This is a genomic window from Caulobacter sp. 10L414 (assembly GCF_056395525.1).
The window spans coordinates 18,644-39,996 of record NZ_JBFTJR010000002.1 but is presented as its reverse complement, the minus strand read 5'-3'; the positions used below and the strand labels follow the sequence as shown (position 1 = coordinate 39,996).

Below are 21,353 nucleotides of genomic sequence, written 5' to 3'. Positions count from 1 at the left end.
GTGGTGGCCGAGGCTAGAACCAGCCGGCTTCCTTCAGCACCGGGGCGTAGGTCCTGCTGACCGGGGCGGCCAGGCCGCCGGCGAGGCTTAGCTCGCCCGCGCCCCGTCGCCAGCGCACCGCCTCGACCGCGTCGGCCGCCACCCACCACGAGCGGTGGACGCGCCAGCCATGGGCGCTGGTCAGTTCGCCCAGGGCGTCGGCGAAACGCAGGGTGATCAGCTCGGCCCCGGCGTCGGTGTGGACCTTCAGATAGTGGTCGTGCGCCTCGACGGCGATCAGCCGCGCCGCCCTGCGCCTGGCCGAAAGCCGCCGCCGGAACGCCGCCTCGGCCTCGGGCAGAGGCGGGGCGATGATCGTCCGCGTCTCGACCCGGGCGTCCCGACGCCGCCAGACCAGCGCCCGCACCGCCATCAGCGCCAGCGAAATCGGCCACACCTGCCACAGCAGCACCCAGAAGCCTGGCCAGCTCAGCGGCCCGCCCGCCAGCAGATGCTGGACGACCAGCACGAGCAGGGTCACCGGCGGCGTCATGACCAGGGAGACCGCCAGCACCCGTCGCCAGCCCGAAGCCGTCAGCCGCGCCAGCAGCGCGTCGACGGCGATGCCGATCAGCCCGCCCCCGACCATGCAGATCATCCAGTGGAGATAGCGGCCGACGACGGGCAGGCGCTCGGAGGCGAACGGGGCGAGGAAGCCCATCAGCAGGCCCACCGCCGTCAGCATGGCCAGATCGACCGCCCATCGCCGCGCGATCGTCCAACCGCCCCGTTCGTCCGTCCCGCTGTCCATGCCGTCCCGTTCGCGCAGCCCCGGCGCCGTTCGCGAAGCAAGGCCTAGCGAGCCGCCGCCCGCCCGGCAACGAGCTTCGACGAAATCGCAACGGGGGCCGCCGCCTTGACCATCACCACCATCACGCCTCGTCCCGGGACGCTGTCCTGGCCCGCCCGCCTGGGCTGGATCGCCCTCGCCCTGCTGTGCCTGGGGATCGCCGCCTATTCCGCCCGCTACCTGCTGCATCCGCCCCAGACCCCGGCCCAGGCGCTGGGCAATCCGCGCGGGGTTCCGTGGCTGGTCGTCCACGTCGCCGGATCGATCACGGCGCTGACACTGGGTTCGCTGCAGTTCATTCCGGCCCTTCGCCGGGGCGCGGGACCGCCGCACCGCTGGGTCGGACGGGTCTATGTGCTGGCCTGCTTCGTGGGCGGCGCGGCGGGCCTCGTCCTGGCGCCCGGCTCGTCGGCCGGCCCGATCGCCGCGACCGGCTTCGGCGTGCTGGCCGTCCTGTGGATCACCGTGAACCTGCTGGGCTGGCGGGCGGCGCTGCAAGGCCGCTTCGCAGACCACCGCCGCTGGATGATCCGCTCGTGGGCGCTGACCCTGGCGGCCGTCACCCTGAGGCTCTACCTGCCCCTGATCGTGGTCTTCGACCTGCCGTTCCTGCCCTGGTACCGCGCCATCTCGTTCCTGGCCTGGGTTCCCAACCTGATCCTCGCCGAACTGTGGCTGCGGCGAGGGGGCAAGTCCGCCTAGGCCGGCTCCGACGCGCCCACCAGATCGCCCGGCCCGCCATCGACGCCGACCTCGGTGAGGTCCTGCACATGCACCTCATGGCGCATGGGATTGACGCCGAAGAACCGTCCCTCGACCATCGCCTCGCCGGAAATCTCGCCGGTGACCGACGAGCGCAGGCGCAGGGTTGCAGTGAACGGCGCGACGACCCGGGCGTACTCCACCACCGTCCGGTAGCCGTAGATCCGGTCCGCCGGAACCTCGACCAGCACCTGCGTCGGATCGTCGAAAACCTCGTGATACGGAGACTCCGAACACCCCTCGGCCATCGGCTGGATCGGGCGCTCCAGAACTTCCTGGTCGGGGGCTCCCTCGGCGGCGAGATCGAAGCCGAAGGCCGGACCCAACGCTGCCAGCCCGCCGCGTTTGCCGGCCTCGTCGACGACGAACGCCCGCTCGATGTGGTAGCTGCGCGGCGTCCAGCGCACGTCGGTCAGCAGCGCATCCCCCGCCCGGTTGTCGACCGTCATGACCGGCCCCGGCGGCCCGAAAAAGTACGCCATGTCGATGAACGACCGCCGGGCGTAGCGCAGGTCGGTGACGATCACCTGGCCCTCCTCTACCGGCAGGGCCCAGCACTCGTTGTCGGCCCCGCCGTCCCAGCGATAGACGCCGATGTCGCCGCGCGGGTCGGAGCGATAGATGTTCAGCTTGTATTCCCAGTCCAGCCGGGTGTTCAGCACGACCCAGCCTTTCACCGCTTCGGCGCGCCAGACCTGCCGCACCTCGCCCGGCGAGAAGGGCGCCAGATGCACGGCGCCCTCGGGGGTGTCGTAGCCGCCGCCCTTCGGCGTCGAGTAGTGGCGGGTCCGATAGGTCAGGACCAGGCCGCTGGCCACGTGGCGCAGCACCGCGCCGCCATGGATGTAGGCCTCGGCCGTCCACAGCTGGTCCGGGTCGCCCTCCAGCCGCTGCAGGGCGACCTTGTCGCCTTCGCCCCTCGTCAGCGCCAGGCTCTCGCCGCCGGACAGCCTGGAGACGATGTAGAAGGGCCGGGTCGGGAACGGGATTTCCGTGGCCATGGCGCGCGCCTCAAATCAACCTTGAGCAGCGGCTTAGCAACAGACGCGCGCGCTGTACGCACCACCCGCCCACAATGGGTAGCCCCACGCGGAAACGCCGCCCGGTCTTGCGACCGGACGGCGTCCCGCTATCCCTTTACACAGATGACCTGGCGCAGCGTGTGGACGATCTCCACCAGATCGCTCTGGGCGGCCATGACCGCGTCGATGTCCTTGTAGGCCATCGGGGTTTCGTCGATCACCCCTTCGTCCTTGCGGCATTCCACGCCGGCCGTGGCCGCGACGTGGTCCTCCACCGTGAACCGGCGCTTGGCTTCGTTGCGGCTCATCGCGCGGCCCGCCCCGTGGGAGCAGGTGCAGAACGAGTCCGGGTTGCCCTTGCCGCGCACGATGAACGACTTGGCGCCCATCGAGCCGGGGATGATGCCCAGCTCCCCGGCCTTGGCCGACACCGCGCCCTTGCGGGTCAGGTAGACGTCCTTGCCGAAGTGCTTCTCCTTGGAGACGTAGTTGTGGTGGCAGTTCACCGCCTCCTGCGTCACCACCAGGTCGGGGAAGTGCTCGCGCAGCACCCCCAGCACCTGGTCCATCATCACCTCGCGGTTGGCCCGGGCGTACTTCTGGGCCCAGGCCACGGCCCGCACGTAGTCGACGAAGCCGTCGCTGCCTTCGGCGAAGTAGGCCAGGTCCTCATCGGGCAGGTTCACGAACCAGCGGCGCATCTCGTGCTTGGCCCGCTCGATGAAGTAGGTCCCGAACCGGTTGCCGACCCCGCGCGAGCCCGAGTGCAGCATCACCCAGACGTCGCCGGCCTCGTCGAGGCACAGCTCGACGAAGTGGTTGCCCGTGCCCAGCGTGCCCAGGTGCCCGAACCCGCGCGGGTGAGCGGCCTTGGGGTTGCGGTCGACGACGTCGTCGTAGCCGGCCTTCAGCTCCGCCCACTTGGCCGCCGCGATCGCCGGGGGCTCAGTCTGCCAGGCGCCCTTGTCGTTGCGCCCGCCGTTGTCGGTGCGGCCGTGGGGCACGGCCGCCTCGATCGACGAGCGGATCCCGAACAGGTTGTCGGGCAGGTGCTCGGCGCGGATCGAGGTGCGCACCGCCATCATGCCGCAGCCGATGTCGACGCCCACGGCGGCCGGGATGATCGCCTTCCAGGTCGGGATCACCGAGCCGACGGTGGCGCCCATCCCCCAGTGCACGTCGGGCATCACCGCCACGTGCTTGTGGATGAACGGCAGGCTGGCGACGTTGCGCAGCTGCTTGAGCGCCGAGTCCTCGATCGGCACCCCTTGCGTCCACGCCTTGATCGGCGCGCCTTCGCTTTCGATATGCGTGAAGCCTCCCATGGGCTTCTCCTTTCCAATCGGCCCTCCCGGCGTCATGGGCGAAGGAATTTCCGCGCAAAAACGAAAAACCCCTCCGGCCAAGGCCAGGAGGGGTTTTCTCGTACTTCCCGAAGTCCGCTTGGACCTAGGCCGTCATCCCCTCCGACACGCGCGCGTCATTACCCTCGACCTGGCGGTCGAGTTGATAGCTGACGGGCATGATCGGCAGGGCTTTGCGCGCCATGATCTTCGAGGTCCTTATCGGGAGGCGGGCGATTACAGGGTTATGCGAACCCGCGCCAGCGCCGAGCGAGCGGCGCGCGCGGAAGTTGCGGACGGTGTGGCAAATATGCCCCTCTCCCCTTGCGGGAGAGGGTGGCCCGCGAAGCGGGTCGGGTGAGGGGTCGATGACCGGCGCCGCCGCGACGGCGGAAAGGCTGGGTGAGGCGCCTCCCGTTTGAGAGACCCCTCATCCGTCATCCTGCGGATGACACCTTCTCCCGCAAGGGGGAGAAGGAACTCTAGGCCAGTTCGGGGCCGTCCGAGAGGGCTTCGCCGATGGCGCGGGCGCAGCCCGGCAGGCCAAGGGCGCCGATGAACGACAGGGCCACGGCGCAGACCAGCATGATCGGTTGGAAGATGCGCATGCGTTATTCTCCACCTTGTCCCGCCCGGCCTGGTCGGCAGGGGGTTGGCCGCAGGGTTGTTAGACCACCGTCCAGCACGCTTAAATCGCAAGCTTGACGTTGGTTCCGGTCGCGACTCCGGAAAACTCAGCATGCGGCATAAATGCCTCAAACTTATGTCAGTCGTCCAGATTACACATGAAGGCCGTAGGCCTTTCGCGCCGCCTCGATCCGGGCCAGCTTGGCGTTCAGCGGCGCCCAGTCGTCGGCCTGGTCGATCGGCGCCCACAGGGCCTCGACCTCCTCGATCAGCAGCTCCTCGGGCTCGGATCGTCCGAACACGGGGTTTTCCAGTCGTTCCGGACGGTCGGGCTCGAAACCCGAAAGCCGCGAGCGGAAATCGGCGAAAACCGGATCCTGGTAGAGCGCGCCGCGCGGCCCCTCCAGCGCGCGGGCTTGCGAGGCCTCGCCGCCGAACCAGTCGAAGAAGAACGGCTCCCAGCGCAGGGCCTCGCCGCCGGCCAGCTTGGTCCCCTCGGCCAGGGCCTTGAAGGCGGCGTTGACCAGCTCGACGTCTGCCTCGCCGCCGCGCCCCTTGACGCCCAGGCGCGCGATCATCGCCTCGCGCAGGCCGTCCTTGTAGGCGTCGGAAAAGCGGTTCAGCGCCGCGATCAGGCCGGCCTGGTCGGGGCTGACCAGCACCAGGCAGGCGGCCAGCTGCTGCAGGTTCCAGAACCCCGCCTCGGGCTGGCGGCCGAAGCTGTAGAGCCCCGAATGGTCGAAATAGGCGGCGGTGAAATTGGGGTCGTTGCGCGGCAGGAAGCGCCAGGGTCCGTAGTCGAAGCTCTCGCCGGTGACGACCATGTTGTCGGTGTTGAGCACCCCGTGCACGAAGCCGGCGGCCATCCAGCGGGCCACGAGGCGAGCGGTGCGCACGACCACCTCCTCGAACATCGCCGCCGGACGGTCCGTCGCGTCGGCCAGGTGCGGGAAATAGGTCTCGACCACGTGGTCGACCATCGTCCCGATCAGGTCGGCGCGGTCGAAATAGGCCAGGCGCTGGAAGGTCCCGAAGCGGATGTGGCTGTGCGAGAGCCTGGTCAGCACCGCCGATCGGGTCGGGCTGGGCTCGTCGCCGCGGGTCAGGGCCTCGCCGGTCTCGATCAGGGAGAAGGCCCGCGAGGTCGGAACGCCCAGCGCCTCCAGCAGGCCGGCGGCCAGGATCTCGCGCATGCCGCCCTTCAGGGTCAGCCGGCCGTCGCCGTGCCGCGACCACGGCGTCTGGCCCGAGCCCTTGGTGGCCAGGTCGAGCAGGCGGTCTGTTCCGGCTTCGCGCACCTGGGCGAACAGGAATCCCCGGCCGTCGCCGAGCTCGGGGTTGTACGAACGGAACTGGTGGCCGTGATAGCGCATGGCCAGCGGGTTCGGCTGGGCGCCCGGCAGGGGGACGAACCGTCCGAAATGGGCGATCCACTCGGCGTCGCTCAGCCCGTCCAGCCCCACGCTGGCGGCGGCCCGATCGTTGCGGAACCGCAGGATCGTTTCCGGAAAGTCGGCGGCCGCCACCGGGTCGGCGAACTCGCTCCCCAGCGGGGCGAAGCGGGAATCGGGGCGGAAGCGTGCGGAGACCGGCATGGACGCCAGATGCGCCCGCCGCCCCTCCGGCGCAAGGGAAGCCCCCGGATCGGCGATTTTAAGAACCTCGGCATGTTCGCATAACGCTGTCGCAGTTTCGCAACAGGAACCTTCGAACCGTTTCACAGCAAGGTTTTCGCTTGCCGAGCATACGGAGCGCCCATAACCATTGGCTGTCCATTCGAACGATCGTTCGGGTGAAGGCCAATCAAAAAACCGGCGGGGGCGGTGCAAGCGCTCTCGTCATAACGAACCGAGGTAGGAAATGCGCTTTACCCAGGTGCTTCGCGGCACGGCCTCCGCCGTCGTGCTCGCGGGCGTCGCCGCCATCGGCGTCGCCCATGCTCAGGACTCGGCCGCGGCGGCCGCCCAAGAGCCCGAAACCCTTACCGTCGACAGCATCATCGTCACCGCCCAGAAGCGCGAGCAGAACCTGCAGGACACCCCGGTGGTGGTCACCGCGGTCGGCGCCAAGCTGCTGCAGGACACCGGCGTGCGCGACATCAAGGACCTGACGATCCTGACTCCGGGTCTCACGGTGACCTCGACCACGTCGGAAGCCTCGACCACCGCCCGCATCCGCGGCGTCGGCACCGTCGGCGACAACCCCGGCCTGGAAAGCTCGGTCGGCATCGTCATCGACGGCGTCTATCGCCCCCGCAACGGCGTGTCGTTCGGCGACCTGGGCGAAATGGAGCGCATCGAGGTGCTGAAGGGCCCGCAAGGCACCCTGTTCGGCAAGAACACCTCGGCCGGCGTCATCAACATCATGACCAAGGAGCCGGAGTTCGGCTTCGGGGCCAACGGCGAGCTGACCGCCGGCAACTACAACGCCTTCGGCGCGGCGGCCTCGGTCACCGGTCCGCTGTTCGGCAGCGACAAGTGGGCCGGCCGCCTCTACGCCGCCGCCCGCGAGCGCGAAGGCTTCAACAACGTCATCACCGGCAAGGGTCCGAGCGGCGAGAAGCACGACGCCGACCAGAACTTCTACACCGTGCGCGGCCAGCTGCTGTTCGTGCCGGACGACAACTCGACCTTCAAGATCATCGCCGACTACACCAAGCGCGACGAAAACTGCTGCGGCGCCGTGCAGATCCGCACCGGCCCGACCGCGGCCGTGGTCAACGCCCTGTCGCAGGGCGGCGTCGGCATCGCCAACCCGGCCGATCCGTTCAAGCGCGTGGCCTATTCCAACCGCGGCGCGCCGCAGGAGATCGAGGACAAGGGCATCTCGCTGCAGGCCGACATCGACCTGCCGATCGGCACGCTGACCTCGATCAGCGCCATCCGCAACTGGCGCATCGACAGCGGCCAGGACAGCGACTTCACCGCCGCCGACATCACCTACCGCGCCAAGGACGGCACCAACTACGCCGAGTTCACCACCTTCAGCCAGGAACTGCGCCTGGCCGGCAGCACCGAGCGCCTGAACTGGCTGGTCGGCGCCTTCCTGGCCGACGAGCGCCTGGACAACGAAGCCAACTTCCGCTTCGGCAGCGACTACGAAGCCTACATGTCGACGATCGTCCTGTCGGGCGTCGCCGGCGCCCTGGCTCCGGCCGGCATCACGGTCAACCAGGCGAACAGCGCGCTGTTCGCCTCGCAGATCACCGCCCTGCCCTACGGCAGCTCGTTCACCGCCGGCACCGGCCTGCACGACACCTACAACCAGCGCTCCAAGACCGTGGCGCTGTTCACCAACAACACGCTGAAGATCACCGACGCCTTCGATATCACCGTGGGCCTGCGCTACACGGCCGAAGAGAAGGACCTCGACACCTACCAGACGGGCGCCTCCAACGCCTGCGGCGTGCTGCTGACCCCGGCGGGCCAGGCCCGCGTCGCCTCCACCCTGGTGGGCCGCGGCGTTCCGGCCGCCCTGTTCGGCACCGCCACGGGCACCAGCCTGGTCTCGACCGTCGTCGGCAACATGTGCCTGCCCTGGGCCAACCCGCTGTTCAACGGCCGCGGCACCAAGCAGAGCCTGAGCGAGCGTGAGTGGACCGGCACGGTCAAGGCCAGCTACCGCCTGAACCCGTCGGTGTTCACCTATGCCTCGTACGCCCGCGGCTACAAGGGCAGCGGCTTCAACCTCGACCGCACCCAGTCGTCGAACGGCCTGCCCTCGGGCGGCGTGGGCGTGGTGCCGATCACCGACACCTCGTTCCCGGCCGAGTTCGTCGACAGCTACGAAATCGGCGTGAAGAACACCCTGTTCAATCGCACGGTGCTGTTCAACGTCACGGGCTTCTACCAGAAGTTCAGCGACTTCCAGCTGAACACCTTCCTGGGCACCTCGTTCGCGGTGCGCTCGGTCGAGGAAGTGACCTCCAAGGGCGTCGACATCGACTTCCTGTGGTTCACCCCGGTGCGCGGCCTGACCATCCAAAGCGGTGCGACCTACTCCAAGACCGAGTACGGCGACCAGCCGATCGCCAACGACCCGACCAACGCCCTGGTCCTGCTGCCCGGCTCGCAGATGTCGTTCGCGCCGGAATGGTCGGCCTCGGCCTCGATCAGCTACGAGCACTCGGTCGGCGGTTCGCTGAAGGCCAAGTACAACGTCGGCGGCAAGTACTCCTCGGAGTACAACACCGGCTCGGACCTGTTCCCGTTCAAGCAGCAGAAGGCCTTCCCGCTGCTCAACGCCCGGGTCGGCCTGGGCGACGCCGACGACAAGTGGGCGGTCGAACTGTGGGCCCAGAACCTGCTCGACAAGAACTACTACCAGGTGGTGTTCAACGGCCCGCTGCAAGGCTCCTCGGGCCTGTCGGCGACCAACAAGGTCTACAACCCGGCCAACGACACCCTCACCTACGACGCCTTCCTCGGCGCGCCGCGCACCTACGGCGTGACGCTGCGGTCGAAGTTCTAAGCAAGACGGCTAGGGGGCCCGGCGACGGGCTCCCGGGGCAGGGAAAGGGCGGTCCGCACGGGCCGCCCTTTTTCGTTGCAGGTCGGCGAGCCCGCGTCGCCGGCTAGTCGACCCGCACCAGCAGGCGCAGCCCCTGCTCCATCTCCCCGATCACGCGCTCCACATGGGGGTCGCGCCGTGAAAGCCGGGCATAGACGTCGACGGCCGACCCGGGCTCGATCAGGTCCATCCCCAGGCGCTCGGCCGTCACGCCCAGCGCGAACAGGGCCGGCGCCAGGGCGCAGTCGGCGATCGTCAGCTGGTCGCCGACCGCGTACCGCACTCCCTGCAGGAGCCCGTCGAGCATGGTCACGCCGCTCAACAGCTCCTCGACCGCCCGGCGGGCGGCGCCCTCGTCGTTGCGCGGCTGGGCCAGCAGCACCATCGGCGGCATCAGGTAGAGATCGACGTGACGCACCAGCAGCCTGGCCGTCGCCCGATCGAAGACGTCGGCGGGCAGCAGGGGCGGCGCGTGCGGAAACCGCTCCTCCAGATATTCGAGCAGGACCGCCGACTCCCAGATCGGCCCGCGCTCGTCGAGCAGCACCGGGATGCGGCCGGTCGGCGACAGGTCTCGAAAGTGGCGGCTTTCGCGCCATCCCGCCGGCGGCGGGACCACGCCGATCGGCAGGTCCTTGGCGTAGATCGCGATGCGCACGCGCGCCGCGAAGGGCGAGACGGGAAGGCTTATCAGGTCCATCTTCGGGCTCCGGCCTGCCCCGGCGGTCCGGGGCGGCGTGCATGCGGCGTTCGCCGGGCGAGCGGCTCAGCCGGCGGCATAGGCGGCTTTCAGCTGCCGGTAGGGCCGTGAGTTGAAGGCGGCGATCGTGGCCAGAACGCCCACCACGCCGGCCGCCGTGAACACCAGCGCGATGCCCCGGTCCGGTCCGCGGCCGAACCAGTCGCCGATGGCCGCCGCGCCGGCGCCGTCGGTCATGAAGGGAATGACCACGAACTGGGTCAGCGGGCCGATCAGGAAGGCGGTCAGGGGCGAGGCGGCCTGCTCCACCGACTGGGCGAAGCCGAAGACCCGCCCCTGGCGCTCCAGCGGCACCACCTTCTGCAGGGTGGTCTGCTCGGCCGCCTCGGCATAGGGCCCCAGCAGCATCCAGACGAAGCAGCCGCCGGCCAGCAGCCAGATCGACGACTGCAGGGTGAAGACGCAGCAGACGCCCCAGGTGATCAGGTTGACCAGCAGCAGGGTGCGCAGGGGACTGGGCCCCAGGCCGGTCCTGGAAATGACGATCCCGCTGAGGATGAAGGCCGTCGACAGCACGCCGAACAGAAGCCCCCAGGCCTGCACCGACACCAGCGACAGGCCGTAGGCGTCGAGCAGGGCCATGAAGATCCCGCCCAGGAAGTTGTTGAAGGTCGCAAACAGGATCAGGGCGAAAAGGCCGGGCACGCCGGCGATCACCCGCACCGTGCCGGCGATGTCGACCTGGCGGGGCCCGGCGTGGGCCCCGTCCTCGGCGCTGGCGCGCGGCTCGTCGACCCGCACGGCCAGCAGGTGGACGAAGGCGGCCAGGGTCAGGACCAGGGCGAAGCCCAGGGCCAGCCGCATGCCGCCCCAGGCCACCAGAAAGCCGCTGATCACAGAGGTGGTCAGGAAGCCGATGCCGGTGACCATCCCGACCAGGCCGTTGGCCTTGTCGCGCTGGGCCTCCGGGATGAGGATCGTCACCAGGGGCGGCAAGGCCACGCTGCGGACGTTGCCGGCGATCACGCCCAGCATGCAAAGACCGATGAACGCCCACAGCCAGGGCCGGCCGACATCGGCGATCGCCCCCTTCGGCGCCAGTTCGTGCACGGCCAGCGCCACGGCGTAGAAACCCAGCGAGGCGAGGCTGGAACCCAGCATGGCCGTCTTCTTGCGGTGATGGTCGACAAGGCTGCCGAACCAGAAGCCGCAGGCCGCCGTCAGCACCAGATACACCCCGGCGATCATGCCGGTGGCGAACACCGAGCGGGTCTCCAGATAGACGTAGAAGGTCAGGGCGAACCAGACCGTGAAGTTGGTGATGTTGGCCGCCAGGTTGTTGGCCAGCAGATGGTGGAACGGGGTCACGCTGCGCCTCCGCGCGGCGCTCCCGGCCGCTTGCCGGCGACCCTGCCAGCGGCGCGCGACGGAAGCAACGGGCCGGATCGGCGCGCTACTTCTCGCGGACCACCTGGTTGTCGACGCCGCTGACCTGGCGGCGAACCTCGCCGGTGGAGCGCCAGCGGATCTTCTGGTCCGTGCCCGTGACCGACAGCACGCCGCCCGGCGCGATCGCGATGGTGACCGTGTTGCCGCTGCCCGAGACCTGCAGGCTGGCGCACACCCCGGTCAGGGTGACGGTGTTGTCGACCCCGGTGATCGCCACGGCGCGCCCCTCGCACGGCAGGGTCTCGACCTGGTCGGTTCCCGAGATGGCGATCGCCTTGCCGTTCGCCTCGGCCGGCCCCGTCGGCTGGAGCGACGCGCCGGCCAGCATGGCCAGGATCGCGAAGGCGGGAACGATGCTCATCGATGACCTCGAAGGAGATGACGGTGGGGCCGAGGCATAGCGCGGCCGCCCCGCGCCGCCATGCTGGGGAAAACCCTAGCGGTTGCGCCCCATTTTCGTTCCGCACGCCGCCTTTCCCCGTTCCCCCCGCGCGCGAACACCCGCACCCTCGACGCGGGAGCGGGGATGGACGCGAGGGCGAGCCGCGCATGAAAGCGATCAGACTTCTCGGTTTCTGGATCTGCCTGCTGCTGGGCCTGGCGCTGGCCGCGCTGGCGCAGAGATCCCCGCCGGTCGCTCCCGCCAGCGCCCCGCCCGACGCCTTTTCGGCGCAGCGCGCCATGGCCGACGTGCGGACCATCGCCCTGCGTCCCCACCCCACCGGCTCGACCGACATCGTGCGGGTGCGCGAGCACCTGATGGCCCGCATCACCGCCCTGGGGCTGGAGCTTTCGGTCCGCGCCGACGAGGGCTATGCCGGGCCGCGCAACGACGGCCGCTGGCTGGCCGCGGGGACGGTGCAGAACGTCATCGGCGTGCTGCCGGGCGCCGATCGCACCAAGCCGGCCGTACTGATCATGAGCCACTACGACTCGGTGGCCAACTCGCCGGGCGCGGCCGACGACGCCGCCGGCGTGGCCGCCGCCCTCGAGGTCGCCCGCGCGCTGAAGGCCGGCCCCACGTCCGCCCGCGACGTGATCTTCCTGTTCACCGACGGCGAGGAGCAGGGCCTGCTTGGCGCCGACGCCTTCTTCGCCCGCGACCCGCTGCGCCAGAAGGTGGGCGTGGTGATCAACATGGAGGCGCGCGGCGACAGCGGCCGGGCGGCGATGTTCCAGACCGGCCCGCAGAACGGCGCCCTGATGGCGCTGTTCGCCCGCGAGGCCAGGCGGCCGGCCGCCAACTCGCTGGCCGCGGCCGTCTACGAGAAGATGCCCAACGACACCGACTTCACCCACGCGGTGAAGGCCGGCCTGCCGGGGCTGAACTTCGCCTTCATCGACGACCAGTTGGCCTATCACACCCCGCTGGCCCGGGCCGACCACCTCGACCAGGGCAGCCTGCAGCACTTCGGTGACCAAGTGCTGCCCAGCGTCCGCGCGCTGGCCGGCGCCGCCGACCTGCCGGGCAAGGCGCCCAACGCCATCTATTCCGACGTCTTCGGCCTGACCATGGTCAGCTATCCGGTCACGGTCGGCTGGGGCCTGCTGGCCCTGGCCGGCGCGCTGGTGCTGTACGCCCTGGTGCGCGGCCTGATGGTCCGGGGAACCAGCGCCGTCGAGCTGCTCAAGGGCCTCTGCGGCTTCCTGCTGGTGGGAACCTCCGGGGCGCTGGTCCTGCACCTGACGGGCAAGCTGCTGAACATCGCCGACCTGCAGGCCCACTACGCCCTGCTGGGGCGGTTTGATCCGTTGCTGCTGGGCTGCACCGCCATCCTGGTCGGCGTGGCCCTGGCCGTGGTCATCGGCCAGGCCAAGGGCGCGGCGCGGATCTGGCCCAGCCTGCTGGCGCTGGCGGCCGGCGGCCTGACCTGCCTGATCGGCGGACCGCCCGCGCTGGATCCGATCGGCGTCGGCCTGGGCGCGGCCAGCGCCGTGCTGGTCTGGGCCTCGCTGGGCAAGCCGGTGGGCGTGCTGGGGGCCTGGATCGGCGCCCTGGTCGGCCTGCTGGCCATCGCCGTCGCGGCCATGATCCTGCTGCCCGGCGGCTCGGTGATGGCCGTCTGGCCGCTGCTGGTCGCCGCGCTGGCCGCCGTGCTGGTGCTGGCCAAGGGCGGCACCCGCGACCACCGCGTGGCCTGGGCCCTGACCGCCTGCGTCGCCCTGGCGGCGGTCGTGGTCGTGACTCAGGTCGGCGCCTGGGGCGCGTGGACCTTCGCCGGACTGGGCGTGACCCTGCCGGCGGTGCTGGCGGCATTCGGCCTGCTGGCCCTGCCCGCCCTGGTGCCGCTGGCCCACGATTTCTCGGCCCTGAAGCTGGCGGCCATTCCCGCCACCCTGGTCGCCGCGCTGGGCGGCGGCCTCGTCGCCTATGCGGTGCTGGCCGGCGCCACCCCGGCCCGGCCGGAACTGACCGAGGCGGCCCACCTGTCGGACCTGTCCAGCGGCCAAGCCTGGCGGATCTCGACCCTGCCGCGCCTGGACGCCTGGTCGCGCGGAGCCCTGACCGCCCAGGGCGGCGCGCCGGCCCAGCGCGACCTGCCGCCGTTCTTCCGCTCCAAGGTGTGGATGGCCGAAACGCGGCCCGTGCCGCTGGACCCGCCGCAGCTGGTTTTGGAACAGGCCGGCGAGCGGCTGCTGGTGCGGGTGATCCCCGGTCCGGGCGCCGAGTACGTCACCCTGCGCATCAAGCCCGACGGCATGCTGGCCGGCGCCCGCCTGAACGGCCGCCCCGTCCCCTTGGCCACCAAGCGCGGCGAATGGACCAGCCTGACCTACCACGCCCCCGATCCCAACGGCGTGACCCTGAGCTTCAGCCGGCTGAACGGCAGCGGCCACGTCGAGGCCGCCGCCCTGGAGGTGCGCGAAGGCTGGCCCAGGGCCGCCCCCTCGCCCGGCGCCAAGCCGGACGGCCTGATGGGCTGGGGCGTCTCCGACAAGACCCTGGTGCTGACCCGGGCCAGCGTGCGGTGGTGATACGCCTTTGAAAACCTCTCCCAGAGGGAGAGGGAGGGGCCCGCCGCGAAGCGGTGGGAGGGTGAGGGGTTAAATCCTCACCGCATTGCCCATGATCGTGCCGGCGCGCCGGCCGGCCACGTAACCCCTCATCCTCCCGCGCCTGCGGCGCGGGCCCCTCCTTCTCCCTATGGGAGAAGGGGAACTCGGTGGGAGAAGGGTCCTTCTACTCCGCCGCCTGCTTGGGCGCGTAGCCGAGGATGGCCTTGGTCTCGAGGAACTCGCCGAAGGCGTGGTCGCCCCACTCGCGGCCGTTGCCGCTCATCTTGTAGCCGCCGAACGGGGCCATCAGGTCGGGGCTGGCGCCATTGAGGTTCACCTGGCCGGCGCGCAGCTTGCTCGCCACCTTGCGCACCTCGCTCGGATCGGTCCCCGAGACATAGGCCGCCAGGCCGTACTCGGTGTCGTTGCCGATCGCCACGGCCTCGTCGACGCTGTCGTAGCCGAGGATCGACAGCACCGGGCCGAAGATCTCTTCCTTGGCGATGGTCATGTCGGGGGTGACGTTGGCGAAGACGGTCGGCTTGACGTAGTAGCCGGTCTCCAGCCCCTCGGGCTTGCCCGGACCGCCGGCCACCAGGGTCGCGCCCTCGTCGACGCCCTTCTGGATCAGGCCCTGGATCTTGGTCCACTGCACCTCGGACACCACCGGGCCGAGCTTGGAATTGCCGCTGGGGTCGCCCACCGTGTGGGCCTCGGCGGCGGCCTTGGCGATGGCGATCACCTCGTCCATGCGCTTGGCCGGCACCAGCATGCGGGTGGGCGCGTTGCACGACTGGCCCGAGTTCATCATCACCGAGGCCACGCCGCCGCCGACGGCGCGCTGGAAGTCGGCGTCGTCGAGGATGATGTTGGGGCTCTTGCCGCCCAGCTCCTGGTGCACGCGCTTGACCGTCGGGGCGGCGTTCTTGGCCACCTCGATGCCGGCGCGGGTCGAGCCGGTGAACGACACCATGTCGACTTCAGGATGGCTGGACAGCGCCGCGCCGACCGTGGGGCCGTCGCCGTTGACCAGGTTGAAGACGCCGGCCGGCACGCCGGCGGCCTCCAGGATCTCGGTCCACACCCAGGCCGAGAACGGCGCGATCTCGGACGGCTTCAGCACCATGGTGCAGCCAACGGCCAAGGCCGGCGCGACCTTGCAGGCGATCTGGTTCACCGGCCAGTTCCACGGGGTGATGAAGGCGCAGACGCCGATCGGCTCCTTGACCAGGCGGGTCGTGCCGCGATCCTCTTCGAACCTGTAGTCCTTGAGCACCTGCAGCGAGGTCTGGACGTGGGCGATGCCCATCGCCGCCTGGGCGCGCTGGGCCAGCCACGCGGGGGCGCCCATCTCCTCGGTGATGGCCTTGGCCATGTCCTCGAAGCGCTTCTGGTACTCGGCGATGATCCGCTCGAGCAGGTCGATGCGCTCCTCGCGGCTGGTCTGGGAATAGGTCGCGAAGGCCTTGCGGGCGGCGCGGACCGCCAGATCGACGTCCTCGACCGAGCCCAGGGTCACCCGGCCGGCCACGGCCTCGGTGGCGGGATTGATGACGTCCACCGTCTTGTCGGACTTCGGCTCGACCCACTGGCCGTCGATGTAGAACTTCAGGTAGTCGCGCATGGGTTCCTCCTGCCGGGCCGCTCTAACCTGGGACGGGGGCGGCGCTCTTTCAAACGCTCATTCTAATTATCGGCGATCAGGTGGGAAGGGCTTTCCCGCGCCGCCCCACGCGGCGACGCCGCCGGCGCCGGGACTCAACTCCCGAATATTGACTTCGAATTCCAACATGTGAGGAATGCCGCAACACGGGCGCGCGACGCCCGACGCATGGGGAGACACGGCATGGCTTTCGACCTACCGAGCCGGCGGATGGCGCTGGCGGGCGGACTGGCCGCGCCGCTGCTGCCGGGCCTGGCCCTGGCTCGCCCCCTGCCCCGCAAGCTGGTGCGCCCGACCGCACCCTTCGACATGCCCTCGATCGGCGTGCCCGACTTTTCGGGCGCCCGGCGGTTTCCCATCACCGACTTCGGCGCCGACCAGGGCGACCAGGGCAGGACCAGCGCCGCCTTGTCCGCGGCGATCGCGGCGGCCAGTGCGGCCGGCGCCGGCGTGGTGGTCGTGCCTGCAGGAACCTGGCCCACCGGCAAGGTGCACCTGAAGAGCAACGTCGCCCTGCATCTGGCCAAGGGCGCGACCCTGCTGTTCTCGGAAAAGCCCGCCGACTACCTGCCGCCCGTCCAGACGACGTGGGAGGGGCTGGAGTGCTGGAACTACTCGCCGCTGGTCTACGCCTTCGCGTGCGAGAACGTGGCGATCACCGGCCCCGGCAAGCTGAAGGCCAGGCTGGACGTCTGGCGCGAGTGGTACAAGCGCCCCAAGCCGCACATGGACGCCCTGGTGGCGCTGTATCACCAGGCCGCCAGGGGCGAACCGGTGAGCGAGCGCCGGATGACGACGGGCCAGGCCAACCTTCGCCCGCAGTTCATCCAGTTCAACCGCTGCCGCCACGTGCTGATCGAGGACATCAGCATCGAGGACAGCCCGTTCTGGGTGATCCACCCGTTCCTCTGCACCGACGTGGTCATCCGGCGGGTGAAGATCCGCGCCCATGGCCACAACAACGACGGCGTCGATCCGGAGATGAGCCAGAACGTGCTGATCGAGGACTGCGACTTCGACCAGGGCGACGACGCGGTGTCGGTGAAGTCGGGCCGCGACCAGGACGCCTGGCGCCTAGGCGTTCCCACCCGCAACGTCGTCATGCGCGACTGCAAGGTCAGGAACGGCCACCAGCTGATGGCCGTGGGCAGCGAACTGTCGGCGGGGATCGAGAATGTCTTCGTCGACAACTGCCACTTCACCGGCGACGGGAAGGGCGAGGACGGCTGGGCCGTGCCGATCGCCAACCTGCTGTTCGTCAAGACCAACGAGCGGCGCGGCGGCTTTGTGCGCAACATCCACATGCGCAATGTCAGCGCCACGAAGATCGCCGGCAGCGTGCTCGCGGTCGACACCGACGTCCTCTACCAGTGGCGCACCCTGGTCCCGACCTACGAGCGGCGGCTCACCGCGATCGAGGGCCTGCGGGTCAGCGACGTGCGCGTCGCCGAGGCCGGCTCGGTGTGCAGTCTCAAGGGCGAAAAGGACCTGCCGATCCGCGACGTGCGGCTGCGCAAGGTGTCGGTCGGCAAGGTCGCCGGACCGGTGAAGACCGAGAATGTGACGGGGTTTTCGACCGACTGATCCTTCTCCCCTTGCGGGAGAAGGTGGCGGCCGAAGGCCGACGGATGAGGGGTCGCACCTACGAAAAACGCCGCGGCAGCTGGTCGGCTGTCGCGGCGTTTTGCTTTTCAGAGACCCCTCACCCGACCTCCCTTCGGGAGGCCACCCTCTCCCGCAGGGGGAGAGGGACAAGGTCCTACATCCGCTCGGGAGTCTCGACGCCCAGCAGGTCCAGCGCCAGCTCCAGCTGCTTGAGCGCCGTCTGGGCCAGGGTCAGGCGCGAGGCGCGCACGGCCGGCTCGTCGGCGCCCAGGATCGGGCAGGCGGCGTAGAACTTCGAGAAGCCCTGAGCCAGCTTGTAGGCGTGCTCGGCCACGAAGTTGGGGGCCTTCTTGTCGTAGGCCTCGCCAAGCGCGCCCTCGAAGGCGTCCAGCAGCAGGGTCAGGTCGCGTTCGGCCTGCTCGGCGACGATCACGGGCCCGCCTTGGGCGCCCTGCTCGGCCGCCTTGCGCAGGATGCTCTTGATACGGACGGTCTGGTACAGCAGGTACGGACCGGTCTTGCCCTCGAAGCTGGTGAAGCGGTCGAGGTCGAAGACGTAGGAGGTGCCGCGGAAGTTCTGCAGGTCGGCGAACTTCAGGGCGGCGACGCCCACCTTGTGCGCCGTCTCCTCGAAGGCTTCCGGCGACAGTTCCGAACCAAGGCCGGCTTCGCGCAGGCGCTCGCGGGCCTTCTCGCGGGCCATCTCGATCAGGTCGTGCAGCTTCAGCACGCCGCCGGCGCGGGTCTTGAACGGCTTGCCGTCGGCGCCGTTCATGGTGCCGAAGCCGATGTGCTCCAGACCGCCCGGCTGGGCGTAGCCGGCCAGGTAGGCGGCGCGGAACACCTGCTCGAAGTGGTCGGCCTGGCGCTGGTCGACGCAGTAGAGGATCAGGTGCGGGTCGAACGACTGGCGACGATCCAGGATCGTGGCCAGGTCGGTCGTGCCATACATGGCCGAGCCTTCCGACGAGACCACCAGCAGCGGATCGGGGCTCTCGACCTCGATCACCGAGCCGTCGGGCAGCTTCTTCTTCTTGGTCTCGCCCGGACGGGCCACGCGGACGATGCGGGCGCCCTGGTCCTCGACCAGCAGGCCCTTGTCCTCCAGCTGGCGCACCATCGGCGCGATCAGCGGGTCGGCGTCGCTCTCGCCCTTCCACAGGTCGAAGTCGACGCCCAGGGCGTGGAACTCGCGCTCCAGGGCGACGCGGCTGACGTCGACGAAGTGCTTCCACAGCAGGCGATAGCCGAAGCGGCCGTTCTGCAGGTCGGCGGTCGCCTTGCGGGCGCGGTCGCGGTACTCGGCGTCTTCCTTGGCGCGCGCGGCGGCGGCCGGATACAGGCGGTCGAGGTCGGCCAGGGTCACCCGGCCGGCGAACTCGGCGCGCACCTTGGCGGCGTCGGCGTCGGAGAAGTCGCGCGGGGCGTCCGGCAGCTTGTCCATCAGGGCCGCGATGAAGGCGTCCTCGTCCATCACCGCGGTGATGAGCAGGCCCATCTGGAAGCCCCAGTCGCCGAAGTGGGCGTCGCCCACCACCTGGTCGCCGCGGAAGCGGTACAGGCGCTTGATCGACTCACCGATGATCGAGGCGCGCAGGTGGCCCACGTGCATCGGCTTGGCCACGTTGGGACCGGCATAGTCGACCAGCACGCGGCGCGGCTCTTCCAGCAGGCTGGCGCCGGCGCGCTCGTCGGCGGCGATCTCGTCGGCGCGGGCGGCCAGGGCCGCGGGGCTGACGCGCATGTTGATGAAGCCGACGCCGGCGATCTCGACCGAGGCCAGGCGCGGATCGGCCTTCAGCTGCTCGACCACCTGGACGGCGATCTCGCGGGGGTTACGCTTGGCGCTCTTGGCCGCGGCGAGGGCGCCGTTGCACTGGAAGTCGGCCAGGTCGGGCCGGTCGGACGCCGTGACGCGCCCGAAGTCGGGAGACAGTCCGGCGGCCTGGAAAGCGGCCGCGGCCGCCTCGCTCAAGGACCGCTTCAAATCGTTCATTGCTTAGGAGGAGTCCCTGCTTGCTGGGCTTGGGCGGCCTGGCCGGCGTTGACGCGGAAGCGCTTGCCGTCGCGGTTGAAGGCGGCCATTTCCGGGGTGACGTCGAAGCCGATCAGGACTTCGAAATTGCTGCCGCTCGTCGTGGCTTCGGCGCGCGGGATGGTGATGGTCTGCAGCTTCTCGGTGGCGTAGACGCGGTCGCCGCTGGCCGGGAAGGTGATCGGCAGGTCGAAATATTCCTTGGCCAGGACGTCCTTGTTGCGCTCGGTCACGGCCACCCAGTAGCGATAGGTCTTGCGGCTCTCGGTCGCTTCCGGGCCGCGACCCAGCGAGAACAGAACCTCGACCTGCATCTTGATGGGGTCGTCGCTCTTGTAGGCGCAGCCCGACGACACGCCCTGGATTTCGCCGGTGTAGGCGGTGGCCGCGGCGCTTTCCTTGCCGCCCTTGAACTCGACATAGCGGCTGGCGTCGTACAGCACCTTCACGAAGGGGCACGGGCCGGCGTTGCGCAGCTGGGCCAGCGGAGCCTTGGGCTGGTTCCACTCCTCGTCGCGCTTCTTCTTCTTGGAGCCGTCGTCCTCCTGGCCGCCGCCCTGGCCGCCGCGGCCGCCGCCCTGGGCGTAGGCGCTGGTGGCGGTGACGGCGATCGACAGGGCCATCAGGGCGCTGAAGGCGACGGAAAGCGTGCGGCGCATGAAACGTCCGGTTCGAGAAGGATTGCCAGAAAGGGAAAGGCCCCACCCGGCGTCATGCAGCCTGATAAAGGCATATGCGTGACCTCGCAACGGGCGCACGTTGCAGCGGCGTCGTCAAAACGCCATGCGCGGGCGCCTTCGCGACGTCTGGCGCCCGGGGCCGCGAACGCTTAGGTTCCGCGCCATGACCACGCCCGCCCCGATCCGTCCCAAGCTTCGCCTGTTCCTGGCCAGCCCGCGCGGCTTCTGCGCGGGGGTCGACCGGGCCATCCAGATCGTCGAGCGGGCCATCGAGAAGTTCGGCGCGCCGGTCTATGTGCGCCACGAAATCGTCCACAACCGCCACGTGGTCGACCGGCTCAAAGCCCTGGGCGCGATCTTCATCGAGGAGCTGAACGAGGCTCCCGACGACCGCCCGGTGGTGTTCTCGGCCCACGGCGTGCCCAAGTCGGTGCCGGCCGAGGCCAAGGCCCGCGAGATGATCTATCTCGACGCCACCTGCCCGCTGGTCTCCAAGGTCCACGTCGAGGCCCAGAAGCACTTCGACAACGGCCGCGAGATCGTGCTGATCGGCCATGCCGGCCACCCCGAGGTCGTCGGCACCATGGGCCAGCTGCCCGAGGGCACGGTGGCCCTGATCGAGGACATCGACGACGCGCGCACCTGGCAGCCCAAGGACGCCTCGAACGTGGCCTTCCTGACCCAGACCACCCTGTCAGTGGACGACACCGCCGACATCGTGGCCATGCTGAAGGAGCGCTTCCCCGGCATCGCCGCGCCGCACAAGGAAGACATCTGCTACGCCACCACCAACCGCCAGGACGCGGTGAAGATGCTGGCCGAGGCCTCCGACCTCATTCTGGTGGTCGGCTCGCGCAACTCGTCCAACTCGGTGCGCCTGAAGGAAGTGGGCCTGAAGGCCGGCGCCAAGGCCGCCTACCTGATCGACGACGCCTCGGGCCTGGACTGGAGCTGGTTCGAGGGCGTGGAAAGCATCGGCCTGACCGCCGGCGCCTCGGCGCCTGAAGACCTGGTGCAAGGCGTCATCGACGCCATCAGCGGCCACTTCGACCTGGAGATCGAGGAACTGGTCGAAGCCCGCGAGACGGTGACCTTCAAGTTGCCGCGCCTGCTGACGACGGCCTAAAAATCC

At 69.7% G+C, this 21,353-nt stretch carries 16 protein-coding genes; 5 read left to right on the top strand and 11 right to left on the bottom strand.

Annotated features, from left to right (window positions below):
* Positions 1-13: 13 nt before the first annotated feature.
* A complete protein-coding gene (locus AC1DCG_RS00925) occupies positions 14-790 on the bottom strand; it encodes a LytTR family DNA-binding domain-containing protein (RefSeq protein ID WP_477028386.1) in 777 nt (258 codons plus the stop codon).
* A gap of 105 nt (positions 791-895) precedes the next feature.
* Here AC1DCG_RS00925 and AC1DCG_RS00920 point away from each other — a divergent pair, with 105 nt between their 5' ends.
* Positions 896-1,531: a DUF2306 domain-containing protein gene (locus tag AC1DCG_RS00920; RefSeq protein WP_477036883.1), complete on the top strand. Its 636-nt coding sequence runs from the start codon at positions 896-898 to the stop codon at positions 1,529-1,531.
* On the opposite strand, the gene AC1DCG_RS00915 is transcribed toward AC1DCG_RS00920, so the two are convergent.
* The 4 genes from AC1DCG_RS00915 to AC1DCG_RS00900 form a co-directional block, all read right to left on the bottom strand.
* Entirely contained in the window at positions 1,528-2,592 is a 1,065-nt protein-coding gene (locus AC1DCG_RS00915) for an RICIN domain-containing protein (protein WP_477028388.1), read from the bottom strand. The two genes, AC1DCG_RS00920 and AC1DCG_RS00915, sit on opposite strands and share 4 nt — an antisense overlap.
* Before the next feature lie 128 nt (positions 2,593-2,720).
* A complete protein-coding gene (locus AC1DCG_RS00910; RefSeq protein WP_477028389.1) occupies positions 2,721-3,938 on the bottom strand; it encodes an RtcB family protein in 1,218 nt (405 codons plus the stop codon).
* Between the two features lie 500 nt (positions 3,939-4,438).
* A complete protein-coding gene (locus tag AC1DCG_RS00905; protein WP_101716832.1) occupies positions 4,439-4,564 on the bottom strand; it encodes a hypothetical protein in 126 nt (41 codons plus the stop codon).
* A gap of 171 nt (positions 4,565-4,735) precedes the next feature.
* The gene (locus AC1DCG_RS00900; RefSeq protein ID WP_477028390.1) at positions 4,736-6,178 is read right to left on the bottom strand and encodes a protein adenylyltransferase SelO; all 1,443 of its coding nucleotides are present in this window, start codon (positions 6,176-6,178) and stop codon (positions 4,736-4,738) included.
* 265 nt (positions 6,179-6,443) lie between these two features.
* Between AC1DCG_RS00900 and AC1DCG_RS00895 the strand changes: the two genes are divergently transcribed.
* The gene (locus AC1DCG_RS00895) at positions 6,444-9,053 is read left to right on the top strand and encodes a TonB-dependent receptor (protein WP_165261447.1); all 2,610 of its coding nucleotides are present in this window, start codon (positions 6,444-6,446) and stop codon (positions 9,051-9,053) included.
* A 103-nt stretch (positions 9,054-9,156) separates the two neighbouring features.
* On the opposite strand, the gene AC1DCG_RS00890 is transcribed toward AC1DCG_RS00895, so the two are convergent.
* The 3 genes from AC1DCG_RS00890 to AC1DCG_RS00880 all read right to left on the bottom strand — a co-directional run bounded on the left by AC1DCG_RS00890 (position 9,157) and on the right by AC1DCG_RS00880 (position 11,602).
* Positions 9,157-9,792: a glutathione S-transferase family protein gene (locus AC1DCG_RS00890; protein ID WP_477028392.1), complete on the bottom strand. Its 636-nt coding sequence runs from the start codon at positions 9,790-9,792 to the stop codon at positions 9,157-9,159.
* A 66-nt stretch (positions 9,793-9,858) separates the two neighbouring features.
* Entirely contained in the window at positions 9,859-11,160 is a 1,302-nt protein-coding gene (locus AC1DCG_RS00885) for an MFS transporter (protein ID WP_477028393.1), read from the bottom strand.
* A gap of 85 nt (positions 11,161-11,245) precedes the next feature.
* Positions 11,246-11,602 (bottom strand): DUF3060 domain-containing protein, encoded by a 357-nt coding sequence (locus AC1DCG_RS00880; protein ID WP_477028394.1) that lies wholly within the window; start codon positions 11,600-11,602, stop codon positions 11,246-11,248.
* A 188-nt stretch (positions 11,603-11,790) separates the two neighbouring features.
* Between AC1DCG_RS00880 and AC1DCG_RS00875 the strand changes: the two genes are divergently transcribed.
* The gene (locus AC1DCG_RS00875; protein WP_477028395.1) at positions 11,791-14,217 is read left to right on the top strand and encodes a M20/M25/M40 family metallo-hydrolase; all 2,427 of its coding nucleotides are present in this window, start codon (positions 11,791-11,793) and stop codon (positions 14,215-14,217) included.
* A 205-nt stretch (positions 14,218-14,422) separates the two neighbouring features.
* Here AC1DCG_RS00875 and AC1DCG_RS00870 read toward each other — a convergent pair whose 3' ends face one another.
* Positions 14,423-15,862, bottom strand: a complete 1,440-nt coding sequence (locus AC1DCG_RS00870) for an aldehyde dehydrogenase family protein (RefSeq protein ID WP_477028396.1) — start codon at positions 15,860-15,862, stop codon at positions 14,423-14,425.
* A 222-nt stretch (positions 15,863-16,084) separates the two neighbouring features.
* On the opposite strand from AC1DCG_RS00870, the gene AC1DCG_RS00865 reads away from it, so the two are divergent.
* The gene (locus AC1DCG_RS00865) at positions 16,085-17,485 is read left to right on the top strand and encodes a glycoside hydrolase family 28 protein (RefSeq protein ID WP_477028397.1); all 1,401 of its coding nucleotides are present in this window, start codon (positions 16,085-16,087) and stop codon (positions 17,483-17,485) included.
* Between the two features lie 175 nt (positions 17,486-17,660).
* Here AC1DCG_RS00865 and AC1DCG_RS00860 read toward each other — a convergent pair whose 3' ends face one another.
* Entirely contained in the window at positions 17,661-19,502 is a 1,842-nt protein-coding gene (locus AC1DCG_RS00860) for an arginine--tRNA ligase (protein ID WP_477028398.1), read from the bottom strand.
* Positions 19,499-20,200: a Tat pathway signal sequence domain protein gene (locus tag AC1DCG_RS00855; protein WP_205691768.1), complete on the bottom strand. Its 702-nt coding sequence runs from the start codon at positions 20,198-20,200 to the stop codon at positions 19,499-19,501. Before AC1DCG_RS00855 ends, AC1DCG_RS00860 begins: the two co-directional genes overlap by 4 nt.
* A gap of 184 nt (positions 20,201-20,384) precedes the next feature.
* Between AC1DCG_RS00855 and ispH the strand changes: the two genes are divergently transcribed.
* Positions 20,385-21,347: a 4-hydroxy-3-methylbut-2-enyl diphosphate reductase gene (gene ispH / locus AC1DCG_RS00850; protein WP_477028399.1), complete on the top strand. Its 963-nt coding sequence runs from the start codon at positions 20,385-20,387 to the stop codon at positions 21,345-21,347.
* Positions 21,348-21,353: the final 6 nt, after the last annotated feature.

Excerpts from the sequence above, each read along its gene's own strand:
- AC1DCG_RS00925 (WP_477028386.1), bottom strand. The coding sequence starts at position 790 with ATGGACAGCGGGACGGACGAACGGGGCGGTTGGACGATCGCGCGGCGA.
- AC1DCG_RS00915 (WP_477028388.1), bottom strand. The coding sequence starts at position 2,592 with ATGGCCACGGAAATCCCGTTCCCGACCCGGCCCTTCTACATCGTCTCC.
- AC1DCG_RS00910 (WP_477028389.1), bottom strand. The coding sequence starts at position 3,938 with ATGGGAGGCTTCACGCATATCGAAAGCGAAGGCGCGCCGATCAAGGCG.
- AC1DCG_RS00905 (WP_101716832.1), bottom strand. The coding sequence starts at position 4,564 with ATGCGCATCTTCCAACCGATCATGCTGGTCTGCGCCGTGGCCCTGTCG.
- AC1DCG_RS00900 (WP_477028390.1), bottom strand. The coding sequence starts at position 6,178 with ATGCCGGTCTCCGCACGCTTCCGCCCCGATTCCCGCTTCGCCCCGCTG.
- AC1DCG_RS00895 (WP_165261447.1), top strand. The coding sequence starts at position 6,444 with ATGCGCTTTACCCAGGTGCTTCGCGGCACGGCCTCCGCCGTCGTGCTC.
- AC1DCG_RS00890 (WP_477028392.1), bottom strand. The coding sequence starts at position 9,792 with ATGGACCTGATAAGCCTTCCCGTCTCGCCCTTCGCGGCGCGCGTGCGC.
- AC1DCG_RS00880 (WP_477028394.1), bottom strand. The coding sequence starts at position 11,602 with ATGAGCATCGTTCCCGCCTTCGCGATCCTGGCCATGCTGGCCGGCGCG.
- AC1DCG_RS00875 (WP_477028395.1), top strand. The coding sequence starts at position 11,791 with ATGAAAGCGATCAGACTTCTCGGTTTCTGGATCTGCCTGCTGCTGGGC.
- AC1DCG_RS00870 (WP_477028396.1), bottom strand. The coding sequence starts at position 15,862 with ATGCGCGACTACCTGAAGTTCTACATCGACGGCCAGTGGGTCGAGCCG.
- AC1DCG_RS00865 (WP_477028397.1), top strand. The coding sequence starts at position 16,085 with ATGGCTTTCGACCTACCGAGCCGGCGGATGGCGCTGGCGGGCGGACTG.
- AC1DCG_RS00860 (WP_477028398.1), bottom strand. The coding sequence starts at position 19,502 with ATGAACGATTTGAAGCGGTCCTTGAGCGAGGCGGCCGCGGCCGCTTTC.
- AC1DCG_RS00855 (WP_205691768.1), bottom strand. The coding sequence starts at position 20,200 with ATGCGCCGCACGCTTTCCGTCGCCTTCAGCGCCCTGATGGCCCTGTCG.
- ispH (WP_477028399.1), top strand. The coding sequence starts at position 20,385 with ATGACCACGCCCGCCCCGATCCGTCCCAAGCTTCGCCTGTTCCTGGCC.